Here is a 13,776-nt window from a genome sequence, read left to right as displayed (position 1 = left end):
CAGACACCATACGGCTATCGCGCGTTCTTTCTAAACCCCGGCAGTGTCAGGCCCACGCTTGTTCGCGTACCAGCGACAGTTGTTCCTGCAGAATACCCAGTTCTTCGAACCAGTAGCGGTCGCTACCGAAATCGGGGAAGACCTTCTGAAAAGCGGGATCCTCCCAGCGCCGGGCGATCCAGGCGCTGAAGTGAACAATACGAAGCGCACGCAGAACTTCCACCAATCGCAGGCTGCCACGGTCAAAATTGCGCATCTCCTCGTAGGCCTCGAGCAGGCGTTCGCGCTGCCCCCGCGCGTAGTCATCACGCCCGGGCACGAGTAGCCACAGGTCCTGCACAGGAGGGCCCACCAGCATGTCGTCAAAATCCACCAGGAACAGCCCCTGCCCTCCCCAGAGCACGTTGGCCAGGTGACAATCGCCGTGGATACGCTGCACCGCCACGTCTTCGAACCAGGGCTCAGACAATTCGCAGATGGTTTCAACCGTGGAGCAATAATTGTCACAAACGCCCGCGGGTAGTTTGTCGTTATCCACCAGCCAGTCGAGGTTATTCAAACCGTAGCTGCGCGGCGTGATGTGCAGCCGATGCTCAGATTTGCGCGTGGCTCCAACGTTGTGCAGGCGCGCGAGAAGGCGGCCCAGCTGGCCCAGCTGTCCGTCGTCGAGCTCATCGGGAGAGCGGCCGCCGACGCGGGGAAACAACGCGAACATGATGCCCGTAGATTCGTCGAGGTGCAGGGTCTCGCCATCGCCGTCGGCAAGGGGTGGCACGACAGGTATTTCTTCGTTGGCGAGGTCGGCCAGGAAAGTATGCTCCTCCAGTACCTGCTCGCGACTCCAGCGTCCCGGCCTGTAGAACTTCGCTACGCAGAACGAAGTGGGGCTCCCCTTCTGATCGTCTTCGAGCTCGATCTCGAGTTGGTAGACCCTGTTCTCCATCGAGTTGAGCGCCATCGCTCTTCCGGTCAGGAGTAAGCCGTGGGCCTCGACCGCGTCGAGCATGCGCTCAGGGGTGAGCTCGTAGAAAAATCGGGTCTGTTGGTCACCGAACGCTGAGGTATCCTGGCGGCCGGGCATGGCTGTTACTCGCACCGGCGCGCGGGCTTGGCAAACCTCTGCGCGCGTGGAAAAACCTATGTTCTCGAAACGCCTGAGCAGGTACGGGCAGAAGTGGGCAGTAGCACCGTCATCATAGTGGGAGCGCCGGGGTCTCCGTACAGCCGCAAGATGCTTGCGCTGCTACGTTACAGGAGAATCCCCTATCGCTGGATCACCAGGGGTTCCAAGGAAGACAGCGGGTTACCAGCGGCCAAGGTCGACCTCTTGCCGCTGCTGTTGTTCGACAAGGGCAACGGCGAACTCGAGGCAGCCATAGACTCCACGCCCCTGATCCGCCGACTCGAAGAAGAGCACGCGGCTTCACCCCTGGCCGACCGTTCGGTACTGCCACCCGACCCGGCCCTGGCCCTGGTGGACGCGCTGGTCGAAGACTTCGCCGACGAGTGGATGACCAAGGCCATGTTCCACTACCGCTGGTCCTTCGAAGCCGACGTCAGCAAGGCCAGCGCCGTTCTTCCACGTTGGGGCAGGCCCGAAGCCGAAGAAGGGCTGATGCTGAAAATGGGCGATGTCTTCGGACAAAGGCAGATCGAGCGCCGTTCCCTGGTGGGCATCAACGCTGCTAACAGCGCCCTCATTGAAGACAGCTACAAGCGCACACTTGCGGCGTTGGACCACGCGCTTTCCCGGGCCCCCTACCTCGCGGGTGGCCGGCCCGGCGCGGGTGACTTTGCCGTTTACGGGCAGCTCACCCAGCTCCTCGACTTTGACCCGACCCCGAGCAGCATCAGCCTGGAAATCGCGCCGCGGGTCTGCGCCTGGAATGACGTAATGGACGACAAGAGCGGCGTCGAGCCCGAGCCCGATGACTGGGCCGACCGGCAGACAACGGCCGACAACCTGGCACCGCTGCTCGCTGAGTTCGGGCGCTGCTATGCTCCCTTCCTGCTGGCCAACGCAGCGGCGGTGGAAGGCGGTAAGGAGCAAACTGAGGTCACTATAGGCAGCTCGACCTGGAGCCAACCACCCTTCGTCTACCAGGCCAGGTGCCTGGCCGTTCTGCGCCAACGCTATTCGGAACTCGAACCTGACGACTCGGCCTGGATCGATCAATTGCTGGCAGGCTGCGGAATCGCAGCGCTGTTCCTGGAAGACCGCTGATGTTTGAAAACAAACAGGCGGCCTTCTGTCCCTTGTTTGCCCTGCTCCTGATGGCAAACGCTAACGCATCGCAAGCCCTTCAGGCTCCGCTGGTGTCGAGCGACCCCGACGTGGTTTGCACGACCTTGCAACTGGACGGCGACCTGGCGTTGTTTGAAGGGGACATCGCGGTTGGCTACTGCCGGCCGCTGGTCAGCGGCGGATGGGCCTTCGAACCACGCGGTTCGCTGGGGCACGCGATTATCGGCAGCCACACCCGGGCGGGCCTGATGCCGGCTTCCTGGTCCTCGGCCACGATCCCCTACACGATTGATGCCTCACTGTCCGAATCCGCGGCGCCTGACACCTTCCAGGACATACAGCGCGCGATCAGGCACTGGGCAGACTCGGTCGGTATATTCCTCGTGCCTCGTACTGCTCAGAGCGACTACATAAATTTCGTGCCGGCCAGCGGATGTTATTCTTATATAGGGCACATCGGGGGCTCCCAGAGCATCGGGCTGACCGACACGGGCACCTGTGGCTTCGGGGCTGCCGTCCACGAGATCGGTCATGCGCTAGGCTTCTACCACGAACAGTCGCGGCTGGACCGAGACACCTACGTGACTATCAACTTCGCTAACATCGAGCCCGGCAAGGAAAACAACTTCGCCCAGTACTCGGCATCCTCGGCGTTTGATCACGGGGTCTACGACTACGGGTCGATAATGCACTACAGCGCCACAGGCTTCACGGTGAACGGACTGCCCACCATTGAGCCTAACGAGCCCGAGTACACCGACTGGCAGGCCCTCTACGGCAGTATGTCAATCGGCAACAGGGCCGGGCTGAGCCCGTTGGACGAAGCGGCCGGCGCCTACTACAGGAATTTCTGTTTCGACGATTCCGGCGGAAGCGGCTTCTACTGGAACTCCGGCAACTGGAATCGCTGCGAGAGCTCCTGCTCACTTCCGGCACGCTCACGGGCTGTGCACTGCATGGACTCTGCCGGCAACTGCGCCAGCGAATCCAGCTGCGAACCGGCCAGCAAGCCTGCGGCCACCGGCCACTGCCTGACGATGCTAAGCTGCGACTTTGAAAGCAGTTCCTGCGCGTGGGACCACCGTGACACGGGGGATGACTTCGAATGGATGGTAGGTCGAGGCCCCACTCCATCCAGTGCTACGGGCCCCGGCGTCGATCACACCCTGGGCACCGCGTCGGGCAGCTACTACCACATCGAGGCCTCCAGCCCTCGTCTCGATGGAGACCTTGCCTACCTTACATCGCCTCCACTCACGCTTCTTGGCGGTGACACTATCAGCTTCTGGTATCACACCTACGGCAGCAGCCACCGACCCCTCACCCTGGAGGAGATCCCGTGTCCGACGGGTGCGCCGACCGTGCTCTGGACTTCCGATGGTGTGAGCGCGGATCTGTGGCGGCTGGCGACGGTGGTCTTGAGTGCGGGCAGCAGCGTCCGACTGCGGTTCGTCGCCGAGCGAGGTACGAATTACACCAGTGACGTAGCGATAGACGACATAGTTTTCAGTTCGGGCTTCGTAGTATCCACGACCACGACCACCCTGAACACCACGACAACGACCACGACGAATACACTGCCGCTTTACGCTTGCCCCGCCTCACCGGCTGCTGGTTGCCTGTCGTCGGCGAAAGCGAAGGTGCTGGTCAAGGGCAGCGCCAACCCGGCAAAGAAATTACTAAAATTGGCCTGGCTCAAGGGCGAGGCCGTCAGCCAGGGTCAACTCGCCGACCCCAAATTTGACGCCTACTACCACCTTTGCGTTTATGACTCCTCTGTTTCCGGCGACCAGATGTTGGCCGATATCATCGTACCGCCCAACGGCCTGTGGCGAGACCACAGCCCCAAGGGTTCCCTGTACAGGAACAAATACGGAGACTACGACGGCGTAAAGCTGATCCAACTAAAAACGGGAATCGCCGGAAAAAGCAGAAGCAAGTTAAAGGCCAAGGGCCCACTACTACCGCTGCCCGCTGCCTTCGATCTCAATCGTTATTTTGAGCAGACTGTCGCCGTAACCGCGCAGCTTCATGCGTCGACCGGCAGCACGGGACTAACCTGCTGGGACTCCAGCTTTACCCCGCTGGATACTAAGAAGAACACGTCAACCCAGTTCAAGGCCGTGGTACGCTGATCGCTGGCGCGAGGGCTTCGGACCACGAACACGGTTAGCCGCAACTCACGCGTCGTACTAGGATACCCTCGTGACTGTCGCCATAAACGAGAAACGGCTGTCAGGGTCGCTCGGCGCAGAGATCGTCGGCGTCGATCTTTCGAACGTGGACGACGAGACCTTTGCGGAAATTCGGCGGGCGTTCCTTGAACACCAAGTACTCGTCTTCCGAGGCCAGTCCCTGTCACCTGATGATCAGATTAACCTTGGTGAACGCTTCGGGACCCTGCAGGTCCACCCTATCGTTCCCAGTATCGAGGGTTACCCTCCCGTAATATGCATCCCCAACCTGGGCAAGAAACACACGCTGACCGAGATATGGCATTCTGACGTTTCCTTTGCCCCTACCCCACCCCTGGGCAGCATCCTTTACGCACTCGAGGTGCCCGAGTGTGGCGGAGATACCTTGTTCGCCAACCAGCACCTGGCCTACGAACGCCTGTCTCCCGGGTTACAGTCCTTGCTGGAGGGACTGGAAGCCATACACAGTGGCGACGGGCTTGCATCGTCGGTAACCGGCGACCCCGACGAGACATGGAAGATCCAGGGGACGCGCCATCCGGTCGTACGTACGCACCCAGACAGTGGCCGTAAGGCGCTTTACGTCAACCCCGCCTTCACCCGGGGTTTTGCTGACATGACAGGCGAAGAAAGCGTGCCGCTGTTGAAATACCTATACACACTAGCGACTACACCCGACCTCACGATGCGACACAGCTGGCGTAAGGGCGATGTTGTCATATGGGATAACCGATCAGTAATGCACTTCGCCGTGCACGACCACGGCGACGCTCGCCGAGATATGCACCGGGTAACGATCGACGGTGACACGCCAAGTTGAATAGTTGCGGTGCAGCAGGGCTGGGCCGGGAACCGAAGAGGAGACAAGCGACACGATGAAGATATTGCGATGGATCGCGGGCTGCCTGGGTGCCCTGGTGCTGCTGGTACTGTTGCTGGATACCTTCGGCGGCTATGTGCTTGAAGGACCGCTTGGCCCCATACCCGGCGGAGCCCTTGAGGGCCCGGTCAGTATCGACCCTGACTGGGCTGAAATCGAAGAGGTTATCGAACTGGAAATCCGTCCTGACCGGCCGTGGTCGCTGAGTATATGGGCCGTAGTGATCGACGGAGAACTCTACGTCCCCTCGGGTTTCGGTGAGCGCCGACGCTGGCCGTCGGTGGCCCTCGAAGATCCGAGGGTCCGCGTCCGAACCCGCGGCAAGATCTACGAGCGGCGCATCGTCAGGATAACCGAAAACCCACTGAGGGAACGCGTAGCGCGGGCCGTGGCCAGGCGTTACGGGTTCGACGAAGAAGAAGCAGCCGGCAACGACAGCACCTGGATCTTCCATATAGCCGCTCGTGCCCAGTAGCCCGTCCCCCAGTATGGCGGCGCCCACGGCTACTCTGGCTTAAAGAGAGGTAGATGGTGCGCCCGGCAGGATTCGAACCTGCGACCTACGGGTTCGAAGCCCGGTACTCTATCCAGCTGAGCTACGAGCGCACGAGAAGCGTACTATTGCGGCTGCGGCGTCTTTCTTCAAGCGACTCGGGCTGCGTCGCTGATCAAGCGCCGCGCTTGAGTACGCCGCGGCCGAAGCGTGCGCTGATATCGTCAAGCGCCGAGTTCAACGCCGTCCGCCTGGGAGCAGCGCCCGCAACATCATCACGGGCCGCGACATCGGCTTGTCCGAACAGGTCGAGCTGCGGTGCCTGCTCGGCTTCGAAACCGGCCAGCTGTACACCCACCAGGCGCAGCGGCGGATGCCGCGGCTCGTCGTCCCACAAGCGCATCGCCTCACGCGATATTACTGCGCCATCGTCGGTGGCGACCGCCAGGCTGCGAGAACGCGTAACCAGGCGCCAGCCTTCTCCTCTCCCCGACGGGCGATACTTGAGCGTAACCGTCACCCCGCAACGGCCAGCCCTGCGCAAACGCCAGGCCACCGTCTCCGAGTGGGCAATTACGGCAGCCTCGATCACCTCGCGCTGCTCCACGTCATCGTCAAATGTGTTTTCCGAGCCGTAGCTGCTGCGCTCGCGGTCATTGCTTACGCGCCGCCTGTCGCGGCCCCGGGCGAGGTTGTACAGCCCGGGGCCCGACTTGCCCAGCTTCTTCTCAAGCAGACCCAGATCGAGCTCGGCCAACTGGCCGAGTGTGGCCACGCCCATCTCGTGCAACTTGCGCTCAGTCACGGGCCCAACACCCGGGATTTCGCGCAAGCGTAGCGGCCGCAGAAACTCCAACACTTCGTCGGCTGCCACGAGAAATACACCGTCGGGCTTGGCCCTACGCGAGGCGATCTTGGCCACGGTCTTTCCGGGACCACCTCCCACAGAAACGGCCAACGACAGCTCATCGCGCACCGCCGACCGAAGAGCCTCGGCAATCTCCAACGGCCCCCCGTGCAGGCGCCGCGAATCGCTGACATCGAGGTAGGCTTCGTCCAGCGACAGGGGCTCCACAAGTGGAGTGAAACGGTAAAATATCTCGCGAACCCGGGCCGATATTTCGGCGTAGCGTTTCATGCGCGGCTGCACTACCACCGCGTGAGGGCAACGCCGCCGGGCCTCGGCCACGGGCATTGCCGATCTCGCTCCACTGCGACGGGCCTCGTAGTTAGCCGCCGCCACCACGGCCCGCGGTCCACTCCCGCCCACGAGCACCGGGCGGCCGGCCAGGCTCGGGTCATCGAGCTGTTCTACGGACGCGAAGAACGCGTCCATGTCTGCAAGGAGTATGGCCGCGGCCATGGGCGGGTCTCAGGAAAGGGTTCGGTGGGCCTGCCCCATGAGCTTACGAATCGGCAGGCCCTCGGGACAAGCGGCCTCGCAGGGCGCCGAGCAGCCAAGGCAGTCGGCAGCGCTGGCCATCGAGCGCGTGCCACCCGTTTCGGCGAAAGCCCTGCCCTCGGTCAATCGCGAGTAAAGTTCCACCGCCTCGCGCTCGTTGCCATAGTTGCGATAGTAGGTCGAGTAGCGCAACACGTCGTTGACCGGCAGGTCTGACGGGCAGGATTCAAGGCAGTCGCCGCAGCCCGGCGGGCAGTACTTGCCCGATACCGCGTCCTCGTACTTCTTGAGCACCAGCAGATCGGCGGGGTCCATGCGCGTACCCGAAGCGTAAAGATACTCGTCAACCTGGGCAGCGTTCTTGATGGTAACAACCAGGCCCGAGACGGCCGGGTTATTGTTGATCCACTTGAACGCAGCCTGTGTAAAACTCGCCCGTTCATCGCCCTTGAACTCACCCAGCACCGTGTGGTAGGCGCCCTTTAGCGTCTTCATCGCGACCACGCCCACCTGTTTCTCGTGGGCACGGTCGATTGTTGCACGCAGTGCCGGCCAGTGGCGGAAGTTGTAGGCCGGCATGATTACGTCGAAGCGATCACTCTCCACGGCACGGGCCATCACCTCTTCGAGCTTGGGCGTGTGACTCGAAACGCCCATGAAGCGAGCCTTCCCCTGCTCCTTGAGGCGATCAAAGGCCTCGTGAAAGGTCGGCGCCATGAGCCGATCTACCGAGTTACAGGCGTGCACGTGCAGCAGGTCCACGTAGTCGGTGCGCAAGCGGCCCAGGCTCTGTTCTACCGCCTCGATGATTTTGGCCACCGGGGTGTCGGCGTCGAGATGCCCATCGGGAGTGCAGAACTTTGACGCGATAAAGACCTTGTCGCGCCGCCCCTGCACGGCCTCGCCCACGGCCTGTTCGCTCATGGAGTCGGAGTAATCAGGCGACGTGTCTACGTAGTTGATGCCCCTGTCGAGGGCCAGGCGCAGTACGTCGGGATCCCTGAGGCCGCCACTGCCGAAAGAGATATCGGACATCTGCCAGCCCGTACGACCGAGCGGTCGATAGGATTTTACCGAGGCCCCCTCCCACTGGGCGCGTGGCTCATCGGCCTGCACCGGGGCTTCGCGTAGCAGGTAGGCCTGGGTCTGGTAACGCAGTAGTGAGCGTATGCCCCCCAATACGCCCAGCGCAGAACCAGCGGCACCGGCCCGCGCTAAAAAGGAACGGCGACCCAGTTCGCGCCCGTCCCCGGCCAAGGGTCAGGTCTCCGGCGCGTCGGGTGCCGGCGCGGGCTCGCTAGGGGTCTCCATGCCGGCGTCAGGCGCAGCCTCATCGCCGGTCTTCTTACAGGCCGATACCGACAACACCATCGCCAGTGCCACCATTGCCAGAATTGCGCTACGTCCCATTTCTCTAAACTCCTCCGCTTTCCGCCGTTGCAGACGGTAAGGTTCTTTTAGCATCACTCGCGGCCATGCCCAAGCGCTGCCGCTTATTTTTCAGTAGCGAGGCGCTCGGCCAGGGCTTCCCTGACCTTGAGATCCAGGGCCCCACCCTCGGCCCACATGTGGCAACTGTCCACCTGTCCGAGACTACCTTTGTTGTCTGCGTCCGGACCCGGTGGCCGCCCCATACGGGCTCGCTGGGCAATAGAAGCCTGGATCGTGACCGGGATCATCATGCTCAAAAGCTGCGTCAACAGCTCCGATTCGCGACCCCCTGGCAGGCGCCTTCTGAGATCGGCAAAAACCCCTGGAGCCATGCGCAGGCCGTCGAGCCGGTCGGCCAGCGGTACTTCTCCGTCAATCCCGGCGGCCGGGCAGCGCAAGGTGGCTACGGGCATTTTGTAAACAAAATCAGTGACTTCAAACGATATGCTCAAGTCTGCCTCGACTATCACTTCGCCCATGGGACCGGCAGACAGGTCATCGGGCAGCTCGCTGTCTATCATGCTGGCCTCCAGCGTCACGCCGGTGGCCCCGTAGTTGTAACCGTCTATGAGCAGGTGCCTGGCCACCCTTCTCGGCTGGTCGCCGCCAAGAGCCTCGTTGATCACCGGCAAGGCCCCGATCGCGAGGGTCTGCCCGTGAAAACAGCCCCGAGGACCACCTACAAGCGCCATCACGTTACGATTCATGCGCTCGTCGACCCTTACCCCTACCAGGCCGTCAAAAGCGCCCAGGATGTCCTGGCAGCAAGTACCGCCGTGCTGCACTGCGTCAGGAAACGGGACTGTGTACATCTTGAACGACGAATCGCGCAACACACGCTCCTTGTCGACGCGCAGGTCCAGTTCAACGTCGTGGATTATCCCCGGCGTGATCACCTTGTCGTGCAGCACTCCCTGGAAAGCCACGCGTCGTATATCACAGAGCTTGGCCTCGAGGGCCAGATCTCCGCCAGCCAAGGGGCGGGCCTCATAGTCAATAACCCTGCTATGTACGTGCTGGCGTTGCATGGCTTGCTGCTCAGCGCTCAAGCTTCCAGCTGGTTCCGTCGGGCCCGTCTTCGAGCACGACGCCCATCTCGACCAGTTGGTCCCTGAGGGTGTCAGCTTTCTGAAAGTCCTTATCGGCACGGGCCTGCACGCGTGCAGCGACGAGCTCTTCGACCAGGCCGGCGTCCACGCCCCCGCTTTGAGCGGCACGTTCGCGATAATCGGAGAGATACGCCGCCGGGTCCTGCTCAAACAGACCCACCGCCGCACCCACAGCCGCAAGGACGCCGCGGGCCGAGGAGGCCGCGCGCAGGTTGCCGGCATCGAGTTCGCGGTTGCAGTCTCTCATTGCATCAAAGGCCAGCGCGATCGCTCGCGCGGTATTGAAATCATCGTCCATCAAATCGACCAGGCGGGCTACCTCGGGACTGCTGAAGTCAAAGCCGGGGTCCACCGCCCCCGCTTCATCGGCACGGGCAATCGTCTCGTAAATCCTCAGCAGTGCGCGTGTCGATTCGTCGATTCCGTCTGGACTGAAATCAAGAGGGCTGCGGTAGTGAGTAGAGAGCAGGTGAAGGCGCAGGCCCTCGGCCTCGACTTCCTGCAGAACGTCCTCTATCGCGAAGACATTGCCCAGGGACTTGGACATCTTCTCGTGATCTATGCGCACGAAGGCGTGGTGCATCCAGTAACGGGCGAATTCGTCGCCCCCGGCCGCGCCGCAGGACTGGGCGAGTTCGTTTTCGTGGTGAGGAAAGATGAGGTCCTCGCCACCACCGTGAATATCAAAGGGTCGGCCAAGATAGCGCGCGCTCATGGCCGAGCACTCCAGGTGCCAGCCGGGTCGCCCTTCGCCCCATTGGCTCGGCCAGCAAGGCTCTCCCGGGTTGCTCGACTTCCATAGCGCAAAGTCCATGGGACCTTTCTTTCTAGCGTCCACCTCGACCCGCGCGCCGGCCTGCAACTCGTCGAGATTGCGCCCGGAGAGCGCGCCGTAGGCGGGCCAGTCGCCAACAGAAAAATACACGTCGCCGTCTCCCACGGCATAGGCCAGCCCCTGCTCTTCGAGCCGGGCTACAAGCTCGAGCATTTCTTCTATGTGGTCGGTCGCGCGTGGTTCAACGTCGGGCCGTCCACAACCCAGGCGATCAAGGTCCGCATGCATGGAATCGATGAAACGCGCAGTCAGTTCCTGCCAAGGCTCACCGTTCTCTGCGGCGCGGGCGATGATCTTGTCGTCAATATCGGTGATGTTGCGCACGAAGCAAACGTCCCAACCGCGCCAACGCAGGTAACGCACGACCGTGTCAAAAAATATCAGCGAACGCGCGTGGCCCACGTGGCAACGGTCGTAGACCGTGACCCCGCAGGTGTACAGCGAAACTCGGCCGTCCTGCAGTGGTTCAAAATCGCGTTTGTAACGCGCCCTGGTGTCGTAAAACTGTAAGCCCACCGATTTCCCCTTAAGTTCCCGTTAGTCGTCTTCGCGCAGGCTGGCGAGCACCGAGTAGTCCTCGAGCGTCGTGGTATCGCCCACTTCGTCCCGGCCGGCGGCAATGTCACGCAACAATCGTCGCATTATCTTACCACTTCGCGTCTTCGGCAGCGCGTCTGTGAAGCGAATATCATCGGGTTTTGCGAAGGCGCCTATCTCCTTGCCCACGTGGGTCCGCAGCGCGGCCACCAGCTCGTCGTCGCCCTCGTAACCGGGCCCCAGGGTGACGAAGGCCGCGACGGCCTCGCCCTTTACGTCATCGGGACGGCCTACTACCGCCGCCTCGGTGACTGCTTCGTGACTGACCAGCGCACTTTCCACTTCCATCGTACCCAGCCGGTGTCCCGATACGTTCATCACGTCGTCGATTCGACCCATGATCCAGAAATAACCGTCTTCGTCACGACGGGCGCCGTCGCCAGCAAAATACATTCCCGGCATGCGAGTCCAGTACTGTTCCTTGAAACGCTCGGGGTCGCCGTAGATCGTTCTCAACATACCCGGCCAGGGCTTGCGTATGACGAGCAGGCCGCCCTGGTTGACTGCGACCGGCTGGCCGTCGCCATCAACGACCTCGGCGTCTATGCCCGGAAAAGGCAGCGTCGCCGAACCCGGCTTGGTGGTCACCGCTCCGGGGACCGGGCTGATCATGATCGCGCCGGTCTCGGTCTGCCACCAGGTATCAACAATCGGGCAGCGGTCGCCGCCTATCACCCTGCGGTACCACATCCACGCCTCGGGATTGATGGGCTCGCCCACCGTTCCCAGCAGCCTCAGGCTCGACAAATCGTGAGAGGCCGGCAGTTCGTCGCCCCACTTCATGAAGGTCCTTATGGCGGTAGGTGCGGTGTAGAGAACCGTCACGCCGTAGCGCTCCACGATATCCCAGAACCGGTCCTTGCCCGGCGTATCGGGAGCGCCTTCGTACATGACAACAGTGGCCCCGTTGATGAGCGGGCCATAAACGATGTAGCTGTGGCCGGTAACCCAACCGATGTCAGCGGTGCACCAGTAAATGTCATCGTCCTTGAGATCGAAGATCCAACGGGTGGTGATGTAGGCCTGGGTCATGTAGCCGCCGGTACTGTGAACAACTCCTTTCGGCTTGCCGGTGGTACCCGATGTGTAGAGGATAAAAAGCGGGTGCTCAGCGTCGAGCTCAGCGGCCGCCTCCAGCGGCTCCACTCCAGCCACCGCGTCGTGCCACCAGGTGTCGCGCTCGTCGTCCCAGGCCACGTCGTTTTCGCAGCGCTTGAGAACGATCACGTTCTTCACGCTGGGGCACTGCACGACGGCGTCGTCAACGATATCCTTGAGCGCGAGCACCTTGCCGCGCCGCCAACCGCCGTCGGCGGTTATAACCATGGCTGCCTCGGCATCGTTGATCCTGTCGCGCAGAGAATCAGCCGAGAAACCACCGAACACGATTGAGTGAGTAGCGCCGATGCGGGCACAAGCGAGCATGGCAATCGCCAGTTCGGGCACCATCGGCATATACAGGGCGATGCGGTCGCCGGCCTTGATTCCCTTGGCCAGCAACGCCCCGGCAAACTCGCACACGCTTGCGTGCAGTTCTGAGTAACTTATTTCGCGGCGATCACCCGGCTCGCCTTCCCAGATAATCGCGTTCTTATCGCCAAGGCCGCGGTCCAGGTTGCGGTCGAGACAGTTGTGGCTGATGTTGGTTTTTGCGCCCACAAACCACTTGGCAAACGGAGGGTTACTCCAATCGAGCACCTCGTCCCACTTACGAAACCAGTGCAATTCTTCGGCTATGGAAGCCCAGAATGCCTCGGGGTCAGCGGCCGCCTTGCTGCGTATCGCGTCGTACTCTTCGCGGTTGCCTACCCGCGCAGCCGAGGCAAATTTTACAGGTGGCTCGAAGCGGCGATCCTCGTGCAGTAACGATTCTATGTTCTTTTCCGTCATGTCTCCCCCATCTGAGGGGGTGCCGTTCGCGCCCCCGCGGATAGCTGATATTTTTTACGGCCCAGGCCAGCGAATACCTGTCTGACCAGTATTAGCGCCTGAAAAGATCCATGTAAACGCAATGCGCACGGCAACACGCAAAACGGTTGTGACTGCGCAAACGGGGGGCTATGGACCTCAAATGCGAGGGTGTGGCTATATTCGTTGCTGGAGTACAGCCGCGGAAGCACAGAAACTGCCGCCCCCGCTGAAGGAAACCCCTATGCCAAAACTTATTAAACAAATAGCCCTGCCCTGCTGCCTCGTGGCAACGTGGGTCCTCCTCTGCGCCATGGGAGGCGAGTCGGGCCCGTCGTCGCTCACCAACCCCAAGGTCAACTACGACGCTACCCTCGAAGACATAGACGGCAGAAGCTACAAGGTTTCCGCATTCAACCTCGCGGGTGAGACAGCGCTGTCGGGAAAGCTCGGCCGCGGGACCCTACGCGTGGACTTCGCCCAGGTGGCGGGCCTCGAGTTTGCGGACGACGATGACACCTTCCTGACGGTAACGGTGGCTCCCGTCGAAGGCGCTGAGGTCGAGCTGGAGATACGAGACTCGACTTCCTTTTATGGAACCACCGCGGCCGGCCTTCTTCAGTTGCGTGCCAGAGAGCTGAAGAGAGTCACGATTGAGCGGTGAACAGTAGCGTTGAAATC

The 13,776-nt window shown here is 61.7% G+C and carries 11 protein-coding genes and 1 tRNA gene; 5 read left to right on the top strand and 7 right to left on the bottom strand.

Annotated features, from left to right (window positions below; translation table 11 throughout):
* Positions 1–46 precede the first annotated feature (46 nt).
* Complete coding sequence (locus EYQ35_11975) at positions 47–1,081, bottom strand: serine/threonine protein kinase (GenBank protein ID HIF64852.1); 1,035 nt, start codon at positions 1,079–1,081, stop codon at positions 47–49.
* Positions 1,082–1,174: 93 nt separating this feature from the next.
* Between EYQ35_11975 and EYQ35_11970 the strand changes: the two genes are divergently transcribed.
* The 4 genes from EYQ35_11970 (at position 1,175) to EYQ35_11955 (ending at position 5,795) form a co-directional block, all read left to right on the top strand.
* Positions 1,175–2,224: a glutathione S-transferase family protein gene (locus EYQ35_11970; GenBank protein ID HIF64851.1), complete on the top strand. Its 1,050-nt coding sequence runs from the start codon at positions 1,175–1,177 to the stop codon at positions 2,222–2,224.
* The gene (locus tag EYQ35_11965) at positions 2,224–4,380 is read left to right on the top strand and encodes a hypothetical protein (protein ID HIF64850.1); all 2,157 of its coding nucleotides are present in this window, start codon (positions 2,224–2,226) and stop codon (positions 4,378–4,380) included. The genes EYQ35_11970 and EYQ35_11965 overlap by 1 nt, the downstream gene beginning before the upstream one ends.
* A gap of 70 nt (positions 4,381–4,450) precedes the next feature.
* A complete protein-coding gene (locus EYQ35_11960) occupies positions 4,451–5,260 on the top strand; it encodes a hypothetical protein (GenBank protein HIF64849.1) in 810 nt (269 codons plus the stop codon).
* A 55-nt stretch (positions 5,261–5,315) separates the two neighbouring features.
* On the top strand, positions 5,316–5,795 hold the full coding sequence (locus EYQ35_11955; GenBank protein HIF64848.1) for a DUF2255 family protein: 480 nt from the start codon (positions 5,316–5,318) through the stop codon (positions 5,793–5,795).
* Between the two features lie 54 nt (positions 5,796–5,849).
* Here EYQ35_11955 and EYQ35_11950 read toward each other — a convergent pair.
* The 6 genes from EYQ35_11950 to acs all read right to left on the bottom strand — a co-directional run bounded on the left by EYQ35_11950 (position 5,850) and on the right by acs (position 13,077).
* Positions 5,850–5,926, bottom strand: a tRNA-Arg gene (locus EYQ35_11950).
* 62 nt (positions 5,927–5,988) lie between these two features.
* Positions 5,989–7,176: a DNA polymerase IV gene (gene dinB, locus EYQ35_11945; protein HIF64847.1), complete on the bottom strand. Its 1,188-nt coding sequence runs from the start codon at positions 7,174–7,176 to the stop codon at positions 5,989–5,991.
* A gap of 9 nt (positions 7,177–7,185) precedes the next feature.
* Positions 7,186–8,472, bottom strand: a complete 1,287-nt coding sequence (locus EYQ35_11940) for a hypothetical protein (GenBank protein ID HIF64846.1) — start codon at positions 8,470–8,472, stop codon at positions 7,186–7,188.
* 236 nt (positions 8,473–8,708) lie between these two features.
* Positions 8,709–9,695 (bottom strand): DUF2889 domain-containing protein, encoded by a 987-nt coding sequence (locus tag EYQ35_11935; protein HIF64845.1) that lies wholly within the window; start codon positions 9,693–9,695, stop codon positions 8,709–8,711.
* Positions 9,685–11,106, bottom strand: coding sequence for a cysteine--tRNA ligase (locus EYQ35_11930; GenBank protein HIF64844.1), 1,422 nt, complete (start codon positions 11,104–11,106; stop codon positions 9,685–9,687). The genes EYQ35_11935 and EYQ35_11930 overlap by 11 nt, the downstream gene beginning before the upstream one ends.
* A 21-nt stretch (positions 11,107–11,127) precedes the next feature.
* The gene (gene acs / locus EYQ35_11925; protein ID HIF64843.1) at positions 11,128–13,077 is read right to left on the bottom strand and encodes an acetate--CoA ligase; all 1,950 of its coding nucleotides are present in this window, start codon (positions 13,075–13,077) and stop codon (positions 11,128–11,130) included.
* Positions 13,078–13,339: 262 nt separating this feature from the next.
* On the opposite strand from acs, the gene EYQ35_11920 reads away from it, so the two are divergent.
* Entirely contained in the window at positions 13,340–13,759 is a 420-nt protein-coding gene (locus EYQ35_11920; GenBank protein HIF64842.1) for a hypothetical protein, read from the top strand.
* Positions 13,760–13,776 lie beyond the last annotated feature (17 nt).

Source organism: Candidatus Binatota bacterium, assembly GCA_012960245.1.
Lineage (GTDB): Bacteria > Desulfobacterota > Binatia > UBA1149 > UBA1149 > UBA1149.
Note: the sequence above shows the minus strand (reverse complement) of the source record. Positions and strands in the feature narration are given on the sequence as shown.

Coding starts and splice junctions, on each gene's coding strand:
- EYQ35_11975 (HIF64852.1), bottom strand. CDS start 1,081: ATGCCCGGCCGCCAGGATACCTCAGCGTTCGGTGACCAACAGACCCGA.
- EYQ35_11965 (HIF64850.1), top strand. CDS start 2,224: ATGTTTGAAAACAAACAGGCGGCCTTCTGTCCCTTGTTTGCCCTGCTC.
- EYQ35_11955 (HIF64848.1), top strand. CDS start 5,316: ATGAAGATATTGCGATGGATCGCGGGCTGCCTGGGTGCCCTGGTGCTG.
- dinB (HIF64847.1), bottom strand. CDS start 7,176: ATGGCCGCGGCCATACTCCTTGCAGACATGGACGCGTTCTTCGCGTCC.
- acs (HIF64843.1), bottom strand. CDS start 13,077: ATGACGGAAAAGAACATAGAATCGTTACTGCACGAGGATCGCCGCTTC.
- EYQ35_11920 (HIF64842.1), top strand. CDS start 13,340: ATGCCAAAACTTATTAAACAAATAGCCCTGCCCTGCTGCCTCGTGGCA.